This window comes from Mesorhizobium sp. P5_C1 (assembly GCF_054049815.1).
Map to the genome: position 1 here is coordinate 1 of NZ_JBFULQ010000095.1, position 15,897 is coordinate 15,897.

At 62.7% G+C, this 15,897-nt stretch carries 14 protein-coding genes and 2 pseudogenes; 7 read left to right on the forward strand and 9 right to left on the reverse strand.

The genetic code is table 11. The features are described 5' to 3' along the window. The 4 genes and pseudogenes from ACXJ7R_RS10670 to ACXJ7R_RS10685 form a co-directional block, all read left to right on the forward strand. Positions 1-220, forward strand: a 220-nt coding sequence (locus tag ACXJ7R_RS10670) for a DUF1330 domain-containing protein (RefSeq protein ID WP_457151802.1), incomplete at its 5' end; no start/stop codon positions are given. Between the two features lie 510 nt (positions 221-730). Continuing rightward, positions 731-1,348 (forward strand): annotated as a pseudogene (locus ACXJ7R_RS10675) (IMP dehydrogenase); the annotation flags it as partial. After that, positions 1,299-1,922, forward strand: a complete 624-nt coding sequence (locus ACXJ7R_RS10680; RefSeq protein WP_457151803.1) for a hypothetical protein — start codon at positions 1,299-1,301, stop codon at positions 1,920-1,922. The pseudogene ACXJ7R_RS10675 and the gene ACXJ7R_RS10680, both read left to right, overlap by 50 nt. Before the next feature lie 24 nt (positions 1,923-1,946). Then, positions 1,947-2,366 (forward strand): MAPEG family protein, encoded by a 420-nt coding sequence (locus ACXJ7R_RS10685; RefSeq protein ID WP_457151804.1) that lies wholly within the window; start codon positions 1,947-1,949, stop codon positions 2,364-2,366. A 58-nt stretch (positions 2,367-2,424) separates the two neighbouring features. Here the strand turns inward: ACXJ7R_RS10685 and rnd are convergent, their stop codons facing one another. The 7 genes and pseudogenes from rnd to ACXJ7R_RS10720 all read right to left on the reverse strand — a co-directional run bounded on the left by rnd (position 2,425) and on the right by ACXJ7R_RS10720 (position 9,612). Continuing rightward, a complete protein-coding gene (rnd, locus tag ACXJ7R_RS10690; RefSeq protein WP_095085791.1) occupies positions 2,425-3,576 on the reverse strand; it encodes a ribonuclease D in 1,152 nt (383 codons plus the stop codon). 75 nt (positions 3,577-3,651) lie between these two features. Beyond that, a complete protein-coding gene (locus ACXJ7R_RS10695; protein ID WP_095085789.1) occupies positions 3,652-4,896 on the reverse strand; it encodes an MFS transporter in 1,245 nt (414 codons plus the stop codon). Positions 4,897-5,052: 156 nt separating this feature from the next. Next, positions 5,053-6,060, reverse strand: a complete 1,008-nt coding sequence (locus tag ACXJ7R_RS10700) for a LacI family DNA-binding transcriptional regulator (RefSeq protein ID WP_457151811.1) — start codon at positions 6,058-6,060, stop codon at positions 5,053-5,055. Between the two features lie 152 nt (positions 6,061-6,212). After that, positions 6,213-7,226, reverse strand: a complete 1,014-nt coding sequence (locus ACXJ7R_RS10705; protein WP_457151805.1) for a zinc-dependent alcohol dehydrogenase family protein — start codon at positions 7,224-7,226, stop codon at positions 6,213-6,215. 53 nt (positions 7,227-7,279) lie between these two features. After that, a pseudogene (locus ACXJ7R_RS10710) lies at positions 7,280-8,051 on the reverse strand (L-iditol 2-dehydrogenase). 36 nt (positions 8,052-8,087) lie between these two features. Beyond that, complete coding sequence (locus tag ACXJ7R_RS10715; protein WP_457151806.1) at positions 8,088-8,255, reverse strand: hypothetical protein; 168 nt, start codon at positions 8,253-8,255, stop codon at positions 8,088-8,090. A gap of 37 nt (positions 8,256-8,292) precedes the next feature. Further along, positions 8,293-9,612: an ABC transporter substrate-binding protein gene (locus ACXJ7R_RS10720; RefSeq protein WP_457151807.1), complete on the reverse strand. Its 1,320-nt coding sequence runs from the start codon at positions 9,610-9,612 to the stop codon at positions 8,293-8,295. 311 nt (positions 9,613-9,923) lie between these two features. On the opposite strand from ACXJ7R_RS10720, the gene ACXJ7R_RS10725 reads away from it, so the two are divergent. From ACXJ7R_RS10725 to aspS, 3 genes are all read left to right on the forward strand, one after another. Next, positions 9,924-10,910: a tagatose kinase gene (locus ACXJ7R_RS10725; RefSeq protein ID WP_457151808.1), complete on the forward strand. Its 987-nt coding sequence runs from the start codon at positions 9,924-9,926 to the stop codon at positions 10,908-10,910. Continuing rightward, positions 10,907-12,190, forward strand: a complete 1,284-nt coding sequence (locus tag ACXJ7R_RS10730) for a D-tagatose-bisphosphate aldolase, class II, non-catalytic subunit (RefSeq protein ID WP_457151809.1) — start codon at positions 10,907-10,909, stop codon at positions 12,188-12,190. Before ACXJ7R_RS10725 ends, ACXJ7R_RS10730 begins: the two co-directional genes overlap by 4 nt. A 166-nt stretch (positions 12,191-12,356) precedes the next feature. Then, positions 12,357-14,147, forward strand: a complete 1,791-nt coding sequence (aspS, locus tag ACXJ7R_RS10735) for an aspartate--tRNA ligase (RefSeq protein ID WP_457151812.1) — start codon at positions 12,357-12,359, stop codon at positions 14,145-14,147. Positions 14,148-14,262: 115 nt separating this feature from the next. On the opposite strand, the gene ACXJ7R_RS10740 is transcribed toward aspS, so the two are convergent. Together ACXJ7R_RS10740 and ACXJ7R_RS10745 are read right to left on the reverse strand one after the other, a co-directional pair. Further along, positions 14,263-15,453, reverse strand: coding sequence for a hypothetical protein (locus tag ACXJ7R_RS10740; RefSeq protein ID WP_457151810.1), 1,191 nt, complete (start codon positions 15,451-15,453; stop codon positions 14,263-14,265). Positions 15,454-15,480: 27 nt separating this feature from the next. Then, the coding region (locus ACXJ7R_RS10745; protein ID WP_457151813.1) for a hypothetical protein at positions 15,481-15,897 on the reverse strand (417 nt) is incomplete at its 5' end.

The following is a 15,897-nucleotide window of genomic DNA, read 5'->3' on the forward strand; positions in this document are numbered from 1 at the left end:
GTTGGAGGGTGCGTGGCCAGGCTCGATAGTAGTCATGGAGTTCCCTGATCGGCAGTCACTCGACAAATGGTACAACTCGCCTGAGTACAYGGCATTGCGTCCACTTCGGTTCAAAGGCGCGATTTCGGATATTGCACTGATCGACTCTCTACCGCCCGGCTTTACTGTCAAAGCCTTTGCGGCAGGCATCCGCGAAATGATCGACAAATCGCGTTCGTGACCCGATGACCGTTGGGCGCAAGCAGATGGTCGAGGCCGGCGAAGCGTGGGCGTGGCGTCGTGAAGGTGCAACTGCTGGTATGGGAGACGAACACGAAGGTCGTCTCGTTCTATCAACATCTGGGATTTGAGGTTGCACCGGGAACGGTGATGGCGAAGTGGATGGTCGTTCGCCGTAAGGACCGCTCTCCACCCTTTGCGGACCCTGTCTGGCGTGCCAGACTCGCCGAGCCTATGCGATGATGACATCGTGTCAGGCGAGACCGCAATTTTTCATGCGATCCTACGACGCCACAAAGCTTGTCCGCTTTCTCGAACAGCGCTGTGCTCAGACCGAGGGCGCGACGTGGGTGGGTATCGGCATTGCGGAGACCGAGGAAGACACTGGCAGCGTTTGTGAGGCGATCCTGGAGGCGATCGTTCATGACGTCGGCGAAAAGCTCGCTGAGAAGTTCGTGCAGCCGCATGGGCTTTCGTTCACAATGCACATTCCGGAGCGAGTCTCGCCCTTCAATCCTGCGCCGACGCCGGCGCGGATGCCGTCAAGGTCGGCATCRGCCCGGGCTCGATCTGCACCACTCGCATCGTTGCCGGCGTCGGKGTGCCGCAGCTTTCGGCCATCATGTCGGCGGTCGAGACGGCGCACAAATCAGGCGTCTCGGTGATCGCYGACGGCGGCATCAAATATTCCGGCGATCTGGCCAAGGCGCTCGCCGCCGGCGCCAGTGCAGCCATGATCGGCTCGCTGCTGGCCGGCACCGATGAAAGYCCGGGCGAGGTCYATCTGCAYCAGGGCCGCTCCTTCAAGGCCTATCGCGKCATGGGCTCGGTCGGCGCCATGGCGCGCGGCTCGGCCGATCGGTACTTCCAGGCCGAGGTGCGCGACACGCTGAAACTGGTCCSGGAAGGCATCGAGGGGCAAGTTCCCTACAAAGGACCTGTGTCTGGCGTGCTGCACCAGCTTGCAGGCGGGCTGAAAGCCGCTATGGGTTATGTCGGCGGTCGCGATCTTGCCGATTTCCGCGAACGCGCCACTTTTGTACGCATATCCAACGCCGGACTTCGTGAAAGCCACGCCCATGACGTCACGATTACCCGCGAAAGCCCGAATTATCCCGGCGGAGCCTGATCCGTACGGGCTCTGGCGCAACCTGGCCGCAACGATACTGCGGCTGTCGCGCCACGCGGCCGCGCTCTGTTTCCTGTCGGCGGCGGTTTTCATCGCCATGACGGTGCTGGAATTCTTCTATTTCCGCCAGTTGAGCGGCGGCCTCGCGTCACTTGATATGCGCTTTCTCGGCTTCACGCCGGACGAAGGCATGGCCTGGCTGACGGCGCTCGGCCGGCGCGGCGGCGAGATCATTCTCGTCTGGCACTATCTGACCTTTGATTTGCTGTTCCCGGCGCTGTTGTCGGTGACACTGGTCAGCCTGATCCTGGCCACCGGCCGGCGATTGAAGAATTTCCGCGTGTTGCCGGGGCAGTTGCAGTCGATCTTCGCGCTGATTCTGGTACTGCCCTACACGCTGGCCGATTATGCCCAGAACATCGCGGTGGCGAGCCTGCTGTCCGATTTCCTGTCGGCCAATCCGGATTCGCTGTCTCTCGCCTCGGCGCTGATCGTTACCAAATTCGCGCTTCTCGCCGTCCCGCTGACCGTCATCGCCGCTTTCTGGCTGGCGGRCCAGAAACACCAGGCTTGAYGCCAAAACGGGGCAGGGCAGTTCATGAACCAGACCACGATCTTCTGGCCGTTGCTGGCGCAGGTGCTGCTGATCTACATTGTCTATATCGTCCTGGGCCACCGCAGATATGGGGCGGTCAGATCTGGTGAAGCCAAGGCCGGTCAGTACAAGCTACGGTCGACCGAGCCGGCCTCCAGCATCACCGTTGCCAGCAATCTCATCAACCAGTTCGAATTGCCGGTGCTGTTCTACGTGCTGTGCCTGACGCTGCACGTGACCAACGGCGTCAACTTCCTGACCCTGGCGCTGATGTGGATTTTTGTCGCGTCGCGCTATTTCCACGCCTGGGTCCACCTGACCAGCAACAATCTGCGGCTGCGCAGCCGCTCTTTCTTCCTCGGTGCTACCGTGCTGGCGCTCGCCTGGATCTGGTTTGCACTGCATCTGCTCGGAGCCGTGTAAGCATCTGCTTACCCCCTGTGAGGGAGGGTCGCCGCAAAGCGAAGCGGGGGTAAAGCGCCTAGAGGTCGAAAACCGCGATCTTGCGCTTGTCGAACTTGAAGCCGATCTCGCCGCGCACCAGCTTCAGCGCGGCCTCGCCGAACACCGCGCGCCGCCAGCCTTGCAGGGCGGGCACGTCGGCCTCCTCGCCCTCGGCCGCGATGCGGTCGATGTCATCGCTGGAGGCCAGCACTTTCGAGGCGACACCTTCCTTTTCGGCGACGATCCTGAGCAGCACTTTCAACAGTTCCGACGCCGCGCTCGAGCCTTCGGGCGGCTGGAAGTTCTTCGGCAGCTTCGGCATCTGCTCCTTGGGCAAGGCAAGCGCGGCGTTGACAGCGCCAAGCAGGGCCGTCGCCGTCGAGGAGCGCTCCCAGCCCTTCGGCGTCGTGCGCAGCTTGCCAAGGGCCGCCGCGTCGCGCGGCGCCTGCTGCGCGACCTCGTAGATCGCGTCGTCCTTGAGCACGCGGCCGCGCGGTACGTCGCGTTCGCGCGCCTCGCGTTCGCGCCATGCGGCCACGGCCTGCACGATCGCCAGTTCCTGCGGTTTGCGCAGCCGCATCTTCAGCCGCTTCCAGGCATCCTCGGGATGCGGATCGTAGGTCTCGCGCGAGGTGAGGACATCCATCTCCTCGTTCAGCCAGTGAGCGCGGTTTTCCCGCACCAGCTCGGCGCTGAGGTGCTGGTAGACCTCGATCAGATGGGTGACGTCGGCCAGCGCATAGTCGAGCTGCTTGTCGGAAAGCGGCCGATGGCGCCAGTCGGTGAAGCGCGATGACTTGTCGAGCCGCGCGCCGGTGATCCGCTGCACGAGCTGATCGTAGGAAACGCTGTCGCCGAAGCCGCAGACCATCGCCGCCACTTGCGTGTCGAACACCGGATGCGGAACGAGATCGCCGAGATGGACGATGATTTCGATATCCTGCCTTGCGGCGTGGAAGACTTTGACCACCGCCTCGTTGGCCATCAGCTTGAAGAATGGCGCCAGGTTGATGTCGGGCGACAGCGGATCGATCAACGCCGTCACGCCGGGTGCGGCCATCTGGATCAGGCACAGGATCGGCCAAAAGGTCGTTTCTCGAATGAATTCGGTATCGACGGTGACGAAATCCGACTTTTCGAAAGCGGCGAGAACGGTCTCGAGTTCTTTCTGGGTGGTGATGACGTGCATCAAATCGCTTTTGACAGGAGTAAGGTCTTCCTAGATTTCAGCCGGAAGCGCTTTCGTCAAGCTGTGGCGCCATCGTCATGGGGTTCCCGGCCCATCGGAATCGCCGTTTCTTCTGGCCAGCCGCGCGAAAATCGTCGATGTGCGCAACAGCGCGGTGAACCGGCTGCGCTTGCCCGCCGGGACGCCGGAGCGGGCCTGCATCCGGTAGAGGATGACGGCGATGAAGATCGCATAGACGACGGCGCTGAACACGAACAGCGCGCTCGGTCCGAAATACTGCATCGCCGTCGAGGCGGCGAACGGCCCGCCAATGGCACCAAAGGAATAGAACAACATCAAGGCTGCGTTGATCAGCACGAACTCGCCGGTGTCGGCGCGGTCGTTGGAATGCGCCGCCGACAGCGAATAGAGCGGCATGGCGAAACAGCCGAAGATGAAGATGATGACGAAGTTGAGCAGCGGATTGCTGCCGGCGATGAACACCAGCGCCAGTGCTGAAAGCATCGCGCAGCAGGTCGTCATCAACAGCACCCGGCGCCGGTCCCAGCGGTCGGAGAGGTAGCCGAGCGGATACTGGATGATGGCACCGCCGAAGATGCCGACGCTGACGAAGGTCACGACATCGGCAACCGACATGCCGATCTGCTCGGCATAGACCGGCGACAATGTGCGAAAGGCGCTGTTGGTGACACCGACGGCCATGCAGCCGAAGCAGCCCAGCGGCGAAATCCGCCAGACGCGCGCCAGGTCGAGCTTGACCTCCTCGGGCGGCGTCGGGTTGGAGCGGTCGCCCAGCGAGACCGGCACCAGCGAGAGCGTGATCATGATCGACATGATGGCAAAAATGGTGAAGCCGCCGGCACCGAAGATCGGGATGAGGAACTGGGCGCCGGTCACCGAACCGGTGTCGACCATCCTGTAGATCGCCAGCACGCGCGCGCGGTCGCGATTGCTGACGCCGGAATTCAGCCAGCTTTCGACGATGGTGAACAGTCCGGCAAAGCAGAAGCCGCCGGCAAAGCGCACCGCGCACCACATCACCGGATCGAGAACCAGCACCAGCAACAGGGTGCCGACAGAGGCGATTGCCGCCAGCGCCGAAAAGGCCCTGATATGGCCCACCGCCTTCATGATGCGGGTGATGGCCAGGCAGCCGAGCAGGAAGCCGGCGAAATAGAAGGTGCCCATCAGACCGATGTCGGAGGCGGAAAACCCTTCCTGCGCGCCGCGCAGCGCGATCAGCGTGCTCTGCAGCCCATTGCCGCCAAGCAGGATGCCGGCGGCGAGCAGGAGCGGGATCAGCGGGCGGATGGAGGACATGAAGGAAAACAACCGCTTGTCGTTGATCCTTCTTGAACCATCGCTTCCGTCAATGCCAGCGACAATTCCAAACGGAACTCGGCCGCGCGGATAACCGCGCTGCGAAAGATGGGAGATCGCCGGCTCTGTTGTGGCGTTCAGCCCGCCTGTGCCGGCTCAAGCCGAACTTCGCAGCATCAATTCCGCGTTGAGCAGGATGCGTCCGCCGTCTGGTTTGGCCGAGGATTTCTCATCCAGCCTCTCCAGCAGAAGTTCGATGGCCAGGCGGCCGATCTCGTTGTAGTTCTGCGCAACAGTCGTGATCGGCGGGCAGGCGTAGCGCGACAAGGGATGGTCGTCATGCCCCGCGACCCGCATGTCGCAGTCGGCCCCGTGGCCTACTTTCAGGCCCAGTTGATACGCGGCCGCGATCACGCCGAAGGCAACACGGTCGTTGGCGCAAAGCACGGTCCTGGTCGGAAAACCTTGCCCCTTCAGGATACGAAGCGCTTCATCAAAGCCGAATTTCTCGAAATCCCATGACCGCGCGTCGACGACGGGCACGATTTCAGGCGTCATCTTGAACTGCTGCATGGCCTCGACATAGGCGTCCTGTCTGGCCGAGGCGTTGTTGTTGACCAGCGGCATGGCGAAATAACAAGGCGGCTCGCCTGACCTGCAGAGATAATCGACGATGAGCCTGAAGCTCTRCCTGTTGTCGGTGCCGACGAACGACGAGGTCTCGTCGAGCGGCGAGTCGACATAGATCAGTGGGATGCTCGATCCGAGTTCGGCCAGGATACGGTGATGGGACTGCACGCCGAGCGGCGCTATGATTGCGCCGGCAATGTTCATCGACTTGAATGTCTGGATCGCCTGGTCTTCCATTTCGGCGCGTCCGTCGGAAGACAGCACAAAAGCCAGGAAACCGGCTTCGTTGGCGATCGTTTCGATACGGCGCGTCAGCGCCATGTAGAACGGGTCCGTCGAATTCGGAATGATGACGCCCAGAATGTTGCTGCGGCGGCGATTGAGATTGACGGCGAACATGCTCGGCCGAAAGCCGGACTTCCTTTGCGCGGCCTCGATCACGTTTCGAGTATTTTTCCGTACCGAGCTGGGGTCGTTGAAATATTTGGAAACCGTCGTGCGGGACAAGCCGACGAAGGCCGAGAAGTCCTCCATCGTCCTGATTGTCTTTGCCATTCACGGGCTCCCTGCTCGAACTGCCGTCGCCACTGTCTACTTGAGTCACCTTTTCGCGGAAAGGAGGTGGGATGTTCTTTCCGAGAGCGGGAGACCGCGTGTGTTCATGGGCGCGGCTGAACTTCTGGAAATCACGGCTCCGAGGAAAACTGTACTTTCATTGTCGTTGGGTCGCCTCCGGCTTTGGCGAAGAACGGCAGCAGTTCGGAAAGCGGCAGCCGATGGCCGACAAGCCGTGCCATCGTGCCGTCGTCCTGGCTGAGAATGTCGAGCGCCTGCGGGATGTTGCGGTTCAATGAGTGCGACCCCGCCAATCTGATCTGCCGGCGGAAAATCTCGAACGGGGCGACCGAGATCCTGGCATTGGGTGCGCAGACACCGAAAATGAGCGCCGTCCCGCCATCGGCGGTGAAACCGATCATGCCTTCGACCACCTTGGCGACGCCGGTGGCGTCGGCAACGAAATCGAAGCCCCGCGCCCGCGCCGACAGCGCCTGCGATCCGGACACCAGCGGCTCCAGACCGAGCGCCTCGGCGAAGGCGAGGCGCTGTTCGCTGATATCGGCGACCGCCACGCTGCTGACACCCTTGGCCCGGAGCGAGAGGGCAAGCAGAAGGCCGATCGGCCCAGCGCCGAAGACCAGCGCGGTGCCGGGCGTGCTAGTGCCGGTTCCGAGCCCGGCGGCACCGAGACCATTGAGGACACAGGCGAGCGGCTCGGCGAGCGCTGCCGTGGCGAAACCGAGATCGCCGATCCCATGCAGATGGTCGATGGCAACCATGCTGAACTCGGCGAAGCCGCCGTTCTCGGTCACGCCATAGGCCTTCAGACTGGCGCACAGATTCGTCAGCCCCTTCCTGCAGGCCGGGCAATGCCCGCACGAGATGTTGGGATCGACAGCGACCCGGTCGCCCGGCTTGACGGTGGTGACATCGCTGGCGACCGCCTCGACGGTGCCCGCGTATTCGTGGCCGGGGACCAGCGGAAACGCGCCTTCGCCGTAGCGGTCATGCAGCACCTCGATATCGGTATGGCAAAGGCCGGCCGCGCGGACCCGTACCAGGGCATGCCCCGGTTTGATCGCGGGCATCTCCAGCTCCGCCATGCCCGCAACGCCTGCGGCGGTAAATCGGATGGCCTTCATTTCAGTCTCCCCTGCCTGGACGACCTTGTCCCGGATGGCGCGGCTCGGGCGCGTCAGCTCATCCAGTTGCCGCCGTCGACATTGTATGTCTGCGCAAGGATGTAGTCGCTGTCGGGCGATGCCAGGAACACGGCGAGCCCGGCAATATCCTCGGGCTGCGCGAAGCGGCCGATCGGGACCGATCTGGCCACTGCCGCCTTCTTCTCGCCCGGCTTGAGGCCTTCCCAGCGGGCAAAATGCGCATCGACGACATCCCAATGCTCGCCGTCGACGACACCGGGCGCGATCGCGTTGACATTGATGCCGTGTTTGACCAGCGCCAGCGCCGCCGACTGCGTGGCCGAAATGATGGCTGCCTTGGAGGCGCAGTAAAGCGTCACCAGCGCCTCGCCGCGCCGACCGGCCTGGCTCGCCATGTTGATGATCTTGCCGCCGCGACCGCGCGCGATCATCACAATTGGCCACCGCCTTCATCATGAACAGCGGCGCCTTGAGATTAATGGCGAACACCCTGTCATAGCTCGCTTCGGTGATGTCGGTTATCGGCGCCATGTCGAAGATGGCTGCATTGTTGACGAGGATATCGATGCCGCCGAAATCGCGGTCGACCTCCGCCACGACCCTGTCGATCGCACCGAGGTCGGTGACGTCAAGCTGGATGGCTCTGGCCGCCGCACCGATCGCGGCGGCTGCCCGCGTGGCACGCTTGATGTCGATATCGGCAATCACCACCTTGGCGCCTTCGCGGGCATAGGCTTGCGCGAAACCCAGGCCAATGCCGCGCGCACCGCCTGTTATGAGGGCAATCTTGTTGTTCAGTTTCATCTTCAAATCCAATTCCGCGAGTTTTTGAAAACGCTGTCAGAGCGCCCGGATGGCGACCGGCGCAACGTCACGGGAGACGTGCCCCATCGGATCCTTGACGCCGCCTGAGAAACGCACGGACCCGCTGTGGCGGATCCGTGCATCCTCCAGGCCTGCTACAATGGGAGGCTTTTCAGGCCCGGATCGCCAGGAGGCTGTGCTCATTCCGCCTCCTGGCTCACCTGTCTGGGCTTGAACCCGCCTATTTGATGTAGCCTGCCTCCGTCATCGTCTTCTCCACGGCGGTCTGGGCGCCGTTGAGCACATCGTCGACCGACTGCTGACCGGTGACCGCGGCGGCAATCGCCTGGCCGACCTCGGTGCCGATGCCCTGGAATTCGGGGATGGCGACGAACTGGATGCCGGTATAGGGGACGGGATCCTTGGTCTGCTTGGTCGGATCGGCGGATTCGATCGCCGAAAGCACCGTTGCGGCGAACGGGGCTGCTTTCTGGTAGTCCGGGCTGGCATAGGTGGATTTGCGCGTTCCTGGAGGTGCGGCGACCCAGCCCTCGGTCTCGCCGACGCGCTGGACGTAGGCTTTCGAGGTCGCCCATTTCACGAACGACTTCGCGGCATCCGCCTTGGTGGAACTCGCCGGGATGGCGAGACTCCATGCCCAGCCCCAGGCCGAACCGTTGGGCGTGACCGCCACCGGTGCCTTGGCGAAGGCGACCTTGTCGGCAACCTTGCTCTGCTTCGGATCATAGACACGACCCGCGGCTGACGTGGCGTCGATCCACATGGCGCAATGGCCGGAGGCGAACAAGGTCTGGTTCTCGTTGAAGCCGTTGGAGCTTATTCCGGGAGGTCCATCCTTCTTCATCGTGTCGACATACCAGCCGATCGCCTTCTTCCATGCATCCGAATTGATCTGCGGCTTCCAGTCCATGTCGAACCAGCGGCCGCCGAACGTGTTCACCAGCGTGCCGACAAAGGCCATGTTCTCGCCCCAGCCCGGCTTGCCGCGCAGGCACAGGCCGTATTGCTCCTTCGACTTGTCGGTGAGTTTGTCGGCGAATTCGGTGATCTGGTCATAGGTGGGCTGCTCCGGCATCTTCAGCCCGGCGGCGTCGAACAGGTCCTTGCGGTAGAGCGTGAACGAGCTTTCGGCGTAGAAGGGCACGGCATAGAGCTTGCCGTCGACCGTCAGGCCGCTGCGCACCGGCGCGATGAGATCGTCATAGTCATAGTCGTCGCCAAGATCGTTGAGCGATGTCAGCCAGCCGCTCTTGCCCCAGATCGGCGTTTCATAGCCGCCGATGGTCAGCACGTCGAACTGGCCGCCCTTGGTGGCGATGTCGGTGGTGACCCGCTCGCGCAGGACGTTTTCCTCCAGCACCACCCAGTTGACCTTGTTTCCCGTCGCCTTCTCCCATTCCGGCGACAGCTTCTGCATGATGATCATGTCGCCATTGTTGACCGTCGCAACCGTGATCTCCGCGGCCAGGACGGCAGTCGCCATTAGTGCGGAAGCGGCGACCGACGCGGCGAGAATTCCAATACGCTTACCAATTGGCATTTCGTCTCCTCCTTTACGAATGCGCATGTGTAAGTGAACATGCGTATATATTTTATTGCGCTTGAAAACACCCAAGTCAAGCTGCATAGGAGTTGATATTTGGCGGCCAGACCCAGCGCGGCGCACAGCTTCTTGCCATTTGGCACATCGGGAAAGGCGCGTGCGTAGCAAATAAAATGAACGTACGTGCAGTTTATGTTGACTTCGCTCGCGATGCGAATTACCTCGGCTACAGGTCAGGAGCGATCGTACAACCCGCACGCCGACACGATCCGCGTCCGCTCCGGCTGGGGAGAGAAGGAATTACAGGAATGAGCTTTTCCCGCCGAAGGGAGATCGCGTCCGAATCCGTGGGGCCGACGATTGCCGCCGGCGAAATCCTGGTCGAGATCATGGCGACGGAGCGGGGTCTGGGGTTCCTCGAACCGATGACGCTGGTCGGCCCTTACCCGAGCGGTGCTCCTGCCATCTTCATCGATCAGGTCGCAAGGCTGGGCGGCGGCGCCGGGCTCGTCGGCTGCGTCGGCCGCGACGATTTCGGCACGATCAATCTGGAAAGGCTCAGGCGCGACGGCGTCGACGTGTCCGCCGTGGCCGTCAGCGATCGCTACCCGACGGGAAGCGCTTTCGTTCGCTACAGGCCCGATGGCGGCCGCGACTTCGTCTACAACATCGCCGAATCCGCCGCCGGGCAAATCCGCCTCACCACCGAGGCGCGCCAACTGGCGGACAGGGCCGGCCACCTGCATGTCATGGGATCCACTCTGTCCGTAGCCGGGCTGAGGGACATCGTTGCCTATGCCACGAAGGCGGTGCGCGCCCGCGGCGGCTCGACCTCCTTCGATCCGAATGTGCGCAAGGAGCTGATCGACGGCGCCGACGGTGCGCAATTTTCCGCCCTGGTCGACGATGCCGATCTGCTGCTTCCCTCCGGTGAAGAGTTGCTTACCGCGGCAGGGGTCGATGATGAATGCCAGGCGGTGAAGGCGTTGATCGCCAGGGGCGTCGGCGAGATCGTGCTGAAGCGAGGGGCTGCCGGCTCGTCCCGGTTCGCTGCCGATGGCAGCAGGATCGACTGCGCCGGCTTCCTGGTGGAAGAAGTGGACCCGACCGGAGCCGGCGACTGTTTCGGCGCGACCTACCTGACTTGCCGGCGCATGGGGATGGAGCCCGGCAAGGCGCTATTTTATGCCAATGCCGCCGGCGCCCGCAACGTCACGCGGCGCGGACCCATGGAAGGCATCGCCGGCTTTGATGTGCTTGACGGTTTTATCGCCGGGACACAGAGGGCGACATGATGGCCAACCCGCTTGCAGGCCTCGCCGGCGCCCGCAGAAACGGATCGCCTTACGGCATCACCTCGATCTGCTCGGCCCATCCGCTGGTGATCCAGACGGCCATAAGGCGCGCCGTCCAGGACAAGGAAACCACGCTGCTGATCGAGGCGACCTGCAACCAGGTCAACCAGTTCGGCGGCTACACCGGGATGACCCCGGACCTGTTCATCGCCTTCGTGCAGGAGATCGCCAGCAGGGAAGGCCTGGAGGCCTCACGCATCATCTTCGGTGGCGACCACCTTGGACCGAACCCGTGGCGCGCGGAGCCGGCCGCACAGGCGATGAGCAAGGCCGAAGCCATGGTCACCGCCTATGTCTGGGCCGGCTTCAGCAAGATCCACCTCGACGCGTCGATGGGATGCGCCGGCGAGCCGGCGGCCCTGGACGACGAGACGATCGCCATGCGGGCGGTGCGGCTGGCCAGGGCGGCTGAAAAGGCGGCCCACGCCAGTGGCGGTGCATTGCCGGTCTACATCATAGGCACCGAGGTTCCCGCCCCGGGCGGCGTCGATCACACGATCAGCGACCTGAGGCCCACCGAAGCGGCAGCGGCGCGCCGCACGATCGATGTGCATCGCCAGATCTTTGCCCGGGAAGGCCTGGCCGAAGCGTTTGGCCGCGTCATCGCCGTGGTCGTGCAGCCGGGCGTTGAATTCGGCAGCCAGAACGTCGTCGCCTACAGGCCGGAGGCGTCCAAAGCGCTGACCGGATTGCTTGATGAGGAACGGTCGCTCGTCTACGAGGCGCATTCCACCGACTATCAGAGCCGCGCGGCGCTGACCGCACTTGTCGGCAACGGCTTTCCCATCCTCAAGGTCGGCCCGGGCCTGACATTCGCCTTGCGCGAGGCGCTTTACGGGCTCGACCTGATCGCGTCCGAAATGGTCGCGGATTACGGCGATAGATCGCTGGCCAGCACGATGGAGCGCGTGATGCTCGCAGCGCCGGGCCATTGGCACAGTCACTATCACGGCAGTGACGCGAGCCTCTATTTGCAGCGGCACTACAGCTACAGTGACCGCATCCGCTATTACTGGAGCAACCCCACTGCCGGCGTTGCCGTTGGCCGCCTGCGCGAGGTGCTCAACGGCGTCGCTATTCCCGAAACGCTGATGCGGCAATTCCTGCCGATGGTGCCGGCCGAACTGGGGCCTGCAGGGAATCCCGCGGCCATTCTTCATACAGCGATCGGCCAGGTGCTGGCCGATTACGACGCGGCTTGCCGTGGGGACGCCGCCTGAATCCGTTGCGCTGTCGCTAGCCAAGGGGCTTGCTGCGCCTGTCGGGCGGCGCCCGGCGCCACTTGCCTTGACAAATCCGGCCTCCCATGCGCTTTTCGCGCAAATTTTGAGGCCGGGCTGTGATGCTTCGGCCGGCAACGCAGCACCCCGGATCCTACCAATGACAATGCACCGTTACCGCAGCCATACCTGTGCCCAATTGAGGAAGAGCGACGTCGGCTCGACCGTTCGCCTGTCTGGCTGGGTGCATCGCGTGCGCGATCATGGCGGCCTGCTGTTCATCGACCTGCGCGACAATTATGGCCTGACCCAGATCGTCGCCGATCCGGATTCGCCAGCCTTCAAGGTTGCTGAGACAGTGCGTGGCGAGTGGGTCATCCGCGTCGACGGCGAGGTCAAGGCGCGCTTGCCCGAGACCACGAACGCCAACCTGCCCACCGGCGAGATCGAGATTTTCGCACGCGAGATCGAGGTGCTGTCGGCGGCCAAGGAATTGCCGCTGCCGGTGTTCGGCGAGCCTGACTATCCCGAGGATATAAGGCTGAAATACCGCTTCCTCGACCTGCGCCGTGAGACCCTGCACAAGAACATCATCGCCCGGACAAAAATCATCGCCGAAATGCGCAGGCGTATGGGCGAGGTCGGCTTCACCGAATTCTCGACGCCGATCCTGACCGCTTCGTCGCCGGAAGGCGCGCGCGACTTCCTGGTGCCGTCGCGCATCCATCCCGGCACCTTCTACGCGCTGCCGCAGGCGCCGCAGCAGTACAAGCAGCTGATCATGRTGKCGGGCTTCGACCGTTACTTCCAGATCGCGCCATGCTTCCGCGACGAGGACCCGCGCGCCGACCGGCTGCCGGGCGAATTCTACCAGCTCGACCTCGAAATGAGCTTCGTCGAGCAGGACGACGTGCTGTCGACCATGGAACCGGTCATGCGCGGGGTCTTCGAGGCCTTCGCCAACGGCAAGCCGGTGACGCAGAAATTCCAGCGCATCCCCTATGATGTCGCCATGCGCAAATACGGTTCCGACAAGCCGGACCTGCGCAACCCGATCGAGATGCAGGCCGTCTCCGATCACTTCCGCGATTCCGGCTTCAAGGTGTTCGCCAACATCCTGGCCAACGACCCGAAGGCCGAGGTGTGGGGCATTCCGGCAAAGACCGGTGGCAGCCGCGCCTTCTGCGACCGCATGAACTCCTGGGCGCAAGGCGAGGGCCAGCCTGGGCTGGGCTACATCTTCTGGCGCAAGGAAGGCGACAAGATCGAAGGCGCCGGTCCGCTCGCCAAGAACATCGGCGAGGAGCGCACCGAAGCGATCCGGCAACAGCTCGGCCTTGCCGGCGGCGACGCCGCCTTCTTTGTCGCCGGCGACCCGAAGAAGTTCGTGTCTTTCGCCGGTGCTGCACGCACCCGCGCCGGCGAGGAGCTGAACCTGGTCGACCGCGAGCGTTTCGAACTGTGCTGGATCGTCGATTTCCCGTTCTTCGAATGGAACGAGGAAGAGAAGAAGATCGACTTCGCCCACAACCCGTTCTCGATGCCGCAGGGCGGTATCGATGCGCTGAATGGCGAGGATCTGCTCGGCATCAAGGCGTTCCAGTACGACATGGTCTGCAATGGCTTCGAAATCGCCTCTGGCGGTATCCGCAACCATTTGCCCGAGACCATGGTCAAGGCGTTCGAGACGGTCGGGCTGGATCGCGCCACGGTCGAGGAGCGCTTCGGCGGCCTCTACCGCGCCTTCCAGTACGGCGCGCCGCCGCATGGCGGCATGGCCGCCGGCGTCGATCGTGTCGTCATGCTGCTGGTCGGCGCGAAGAACCTGCGTGAGATCACCATGTTCCCGATGAACCAGCAGGCCTACGATTTGTTGATGAACGCGCCTTCGGAAGCAAGCCCGCAGCAGCTTCGCGAACTGGCGCTGCGCGTCGCCGCACCCAAGAAAGACGCCTGATCGCGCCTCGGGTGATGCTTTAAAGAACCGCCCGAACCGATTCTTTCGATTCGCTAATCCCACAAAAAAGCCCGGCATCGCTACCGGGCTTTTTCGCGTATCGGGGTCGCTTCGATCAGTCTTCGTTCGCCTTGACGGCGACGCCGAGCGTCTTCGGCAATTCGAGCGGGTTGGACATGGCGCCCGCCATGATCAGCGCGAACGGCACAGATGCCGGCGGTTCGGCCGAGATTTCGAGGCTCTTCGGATCGTCGAGATACTTGCCGACGGCCGCGGTCACCTGCGCCGTCAGTTCCGGATTGTTGAGCTGAGCCATGCCGAACGGCACGATCGCCTTGGCCTGGTTGGCGATGTCCTTGGCCGACATGCCTTGCTGCTTGCCGACATATTCCAGCACCTTGTTGGTCAGCGAATCGTCGTCGAAACGGATCGAGGCGCTGTTGAACGAAAGCTGCTGCAACAGGCCGAGCATGGCCATGCCTTGCGCCGAATTGTCGGCACCTTCGGGCTGTGCCGCCATCTTCTTCTGCATTTCCTGCAGCGACTTGATGAAGTCCATCGTGTAGCCGCCGAGGTCGAAGGTCATGCCGAGCGTGCCGGCGTTCTCGACGGAAATGTCGTATTTCGACAGTTCCATCTTGCCGTCCGTGGGCTGCCAGGTGCCGGCCATCTCAAGATTGCCCGCGATGTTCTGGTAGCCGAGCGCGTTGATGACTTCCTTGGACTTGGGGTCGTCGACCAGCGTCAGGTCGGCATTGAACTTTTCCGTGGTTGCGGTGAATTCCATCGCCTTACCGTCCGCCGGCGGCGTGATCTCGACGGCAAGTCCGTCCATCGAGAAGGCGGTCTTGTCGGCGACCTTGACGGTCATGTTTGAGAGTTCGGCCGACTTGTACATCATCAGCGAGCCCAGCGGACCGGTGGAGCCGTCGGCCGGAACCGTCATGCCGTGGATGACGAAGGGGCTGAGGTTGAGCGTGACGCCGTCCTTTGAGTGTTCGAATGCCGATGTCGACACGGTGGCGATATCATAGCCGCCGTTTCCCTCGGTCACGCCCTCGAGCTTGACGTCGCCGATGGGGAGCGCTTCCTTTTCCGCCGCCGGCTTGATGGCAACGCCCTGCAGCACCATGCTGGTGTTGTCGCCGGTCACGCCGGTCCAGGAGATGTCGACGCCCTGGGCGGAAAGTGCAGCCTTCAGCCGGTCGGCGACCGCTGCATCCTGGGCGAGGGCCGCGTTCAGCGGCAGCGTGAGCAAAAAGGTCGAAAAGGCGAACTTCTGGAGAGTTGAGCGGTTGATTGTCATCGCAAGGTCCCTGAGAGTGTCCTGAAATTATTTTTCAATTCTTTGCGCCATCACCATTCCGTGACGAACTGGACGGGAAAAAGGCGTGTCCCGGCACAATGGTCGAAAATCACGGTGAAAGGCAAACTCGATCCCACCGTCTTTGCGCAAACCGGTGAATTTGTAATGAAGAGCCGGTTGCCTGATATCATCACGCTTGGCCTTAGAGGCCTGATGTAACAGGCTGATGTTGGTCGACATCCGTTGGCCTGCGGTTTCATGTTGCAGAAGCGCCGGTACATCTGTCGGCCCCTTGCCGCGAATCACCCGCTCGGCTAGGTCCAGCCCATGGGAAAAAGGCTTTTGCCGCCTGAAAATGGCGGTGGCGATCATGTCGAACCGGTCGATCTGAAGAAGGCGCTGGAAGAGCGCTATCTGGCCTATGCKCTGTCGACCATCATGCAC

Excerpts from the sequence above, each read along its gene's own strand:
- ACXJ7R_RS10685 (WP_457151804.1), top strand. The coding sequence starts at position 1,947 with ATGAACCAGACCACGATCTTCTGGCCGTTGCTGGCGCAGGTGCTGCTG.
- rnd (WP_095085791.1), bottom strand. The coding sequence starts at position 3,576 with ATGCACGTCATCACCACCCAGAAAGAACTCGAGACCGTTCTCGCCGCT.
- ACXJ7R_RS10695 (WP_095085789.1), bottom strand. The coding sequence starts at position 4,896 with ATGTCCTCCATCCGCCCGCTGATCCCGCTCCTGCTCGCCGCCGGCATC.
- ACXJ7R_RS10705 (WP_457151805.1), bottom strand. The coding sequence starts at position 7,226 with ATGAAGGCCATCCGATTTACCGCCGCAGGCGTTGCGGGCATGGCGGAG.
- ACXJ7R_RS10715 (WP_457151806.1), bottom strand. The coding sequence starts at position 8,255 with ATGAGCACAGCCTCCTGGCGATCCGGGCCTGAAAAGCCTCCCATTGTA.
- ACXJ7R_RS10720 (WP_457151807.1), bottom strand. The coding sequence starts at position 9,612 with ATGCCAATTGGTAAGCGTATTGGAATTCTCGCCGCGTCGGTCGCCGCT.
- ACXJ7R_RS10725 (WP_457151808.1), top strand. The coding sequence starts at position 9,924 with ATGAGCTTTTCCCGCCGAAGGGAGATCGCGTCCGAATCCGTGGGGCCG.
- ACXJ7R_RS10730 (WP_457151809.1), top strand. The coding sequence starts at position 10,907 with ATGATGGCCAACCCGCTTGCAGGCCTCGCCGGCGCCCGCAGAAACGGA.
- ACXJ7R_RS10740 (WP_457151810.1), bottom strand. The coding sequence starts at position 15,453 with ATGACAATCAACCGCTCAACTCTCCAGAAGTTCGCCTTTTCGACCTTT.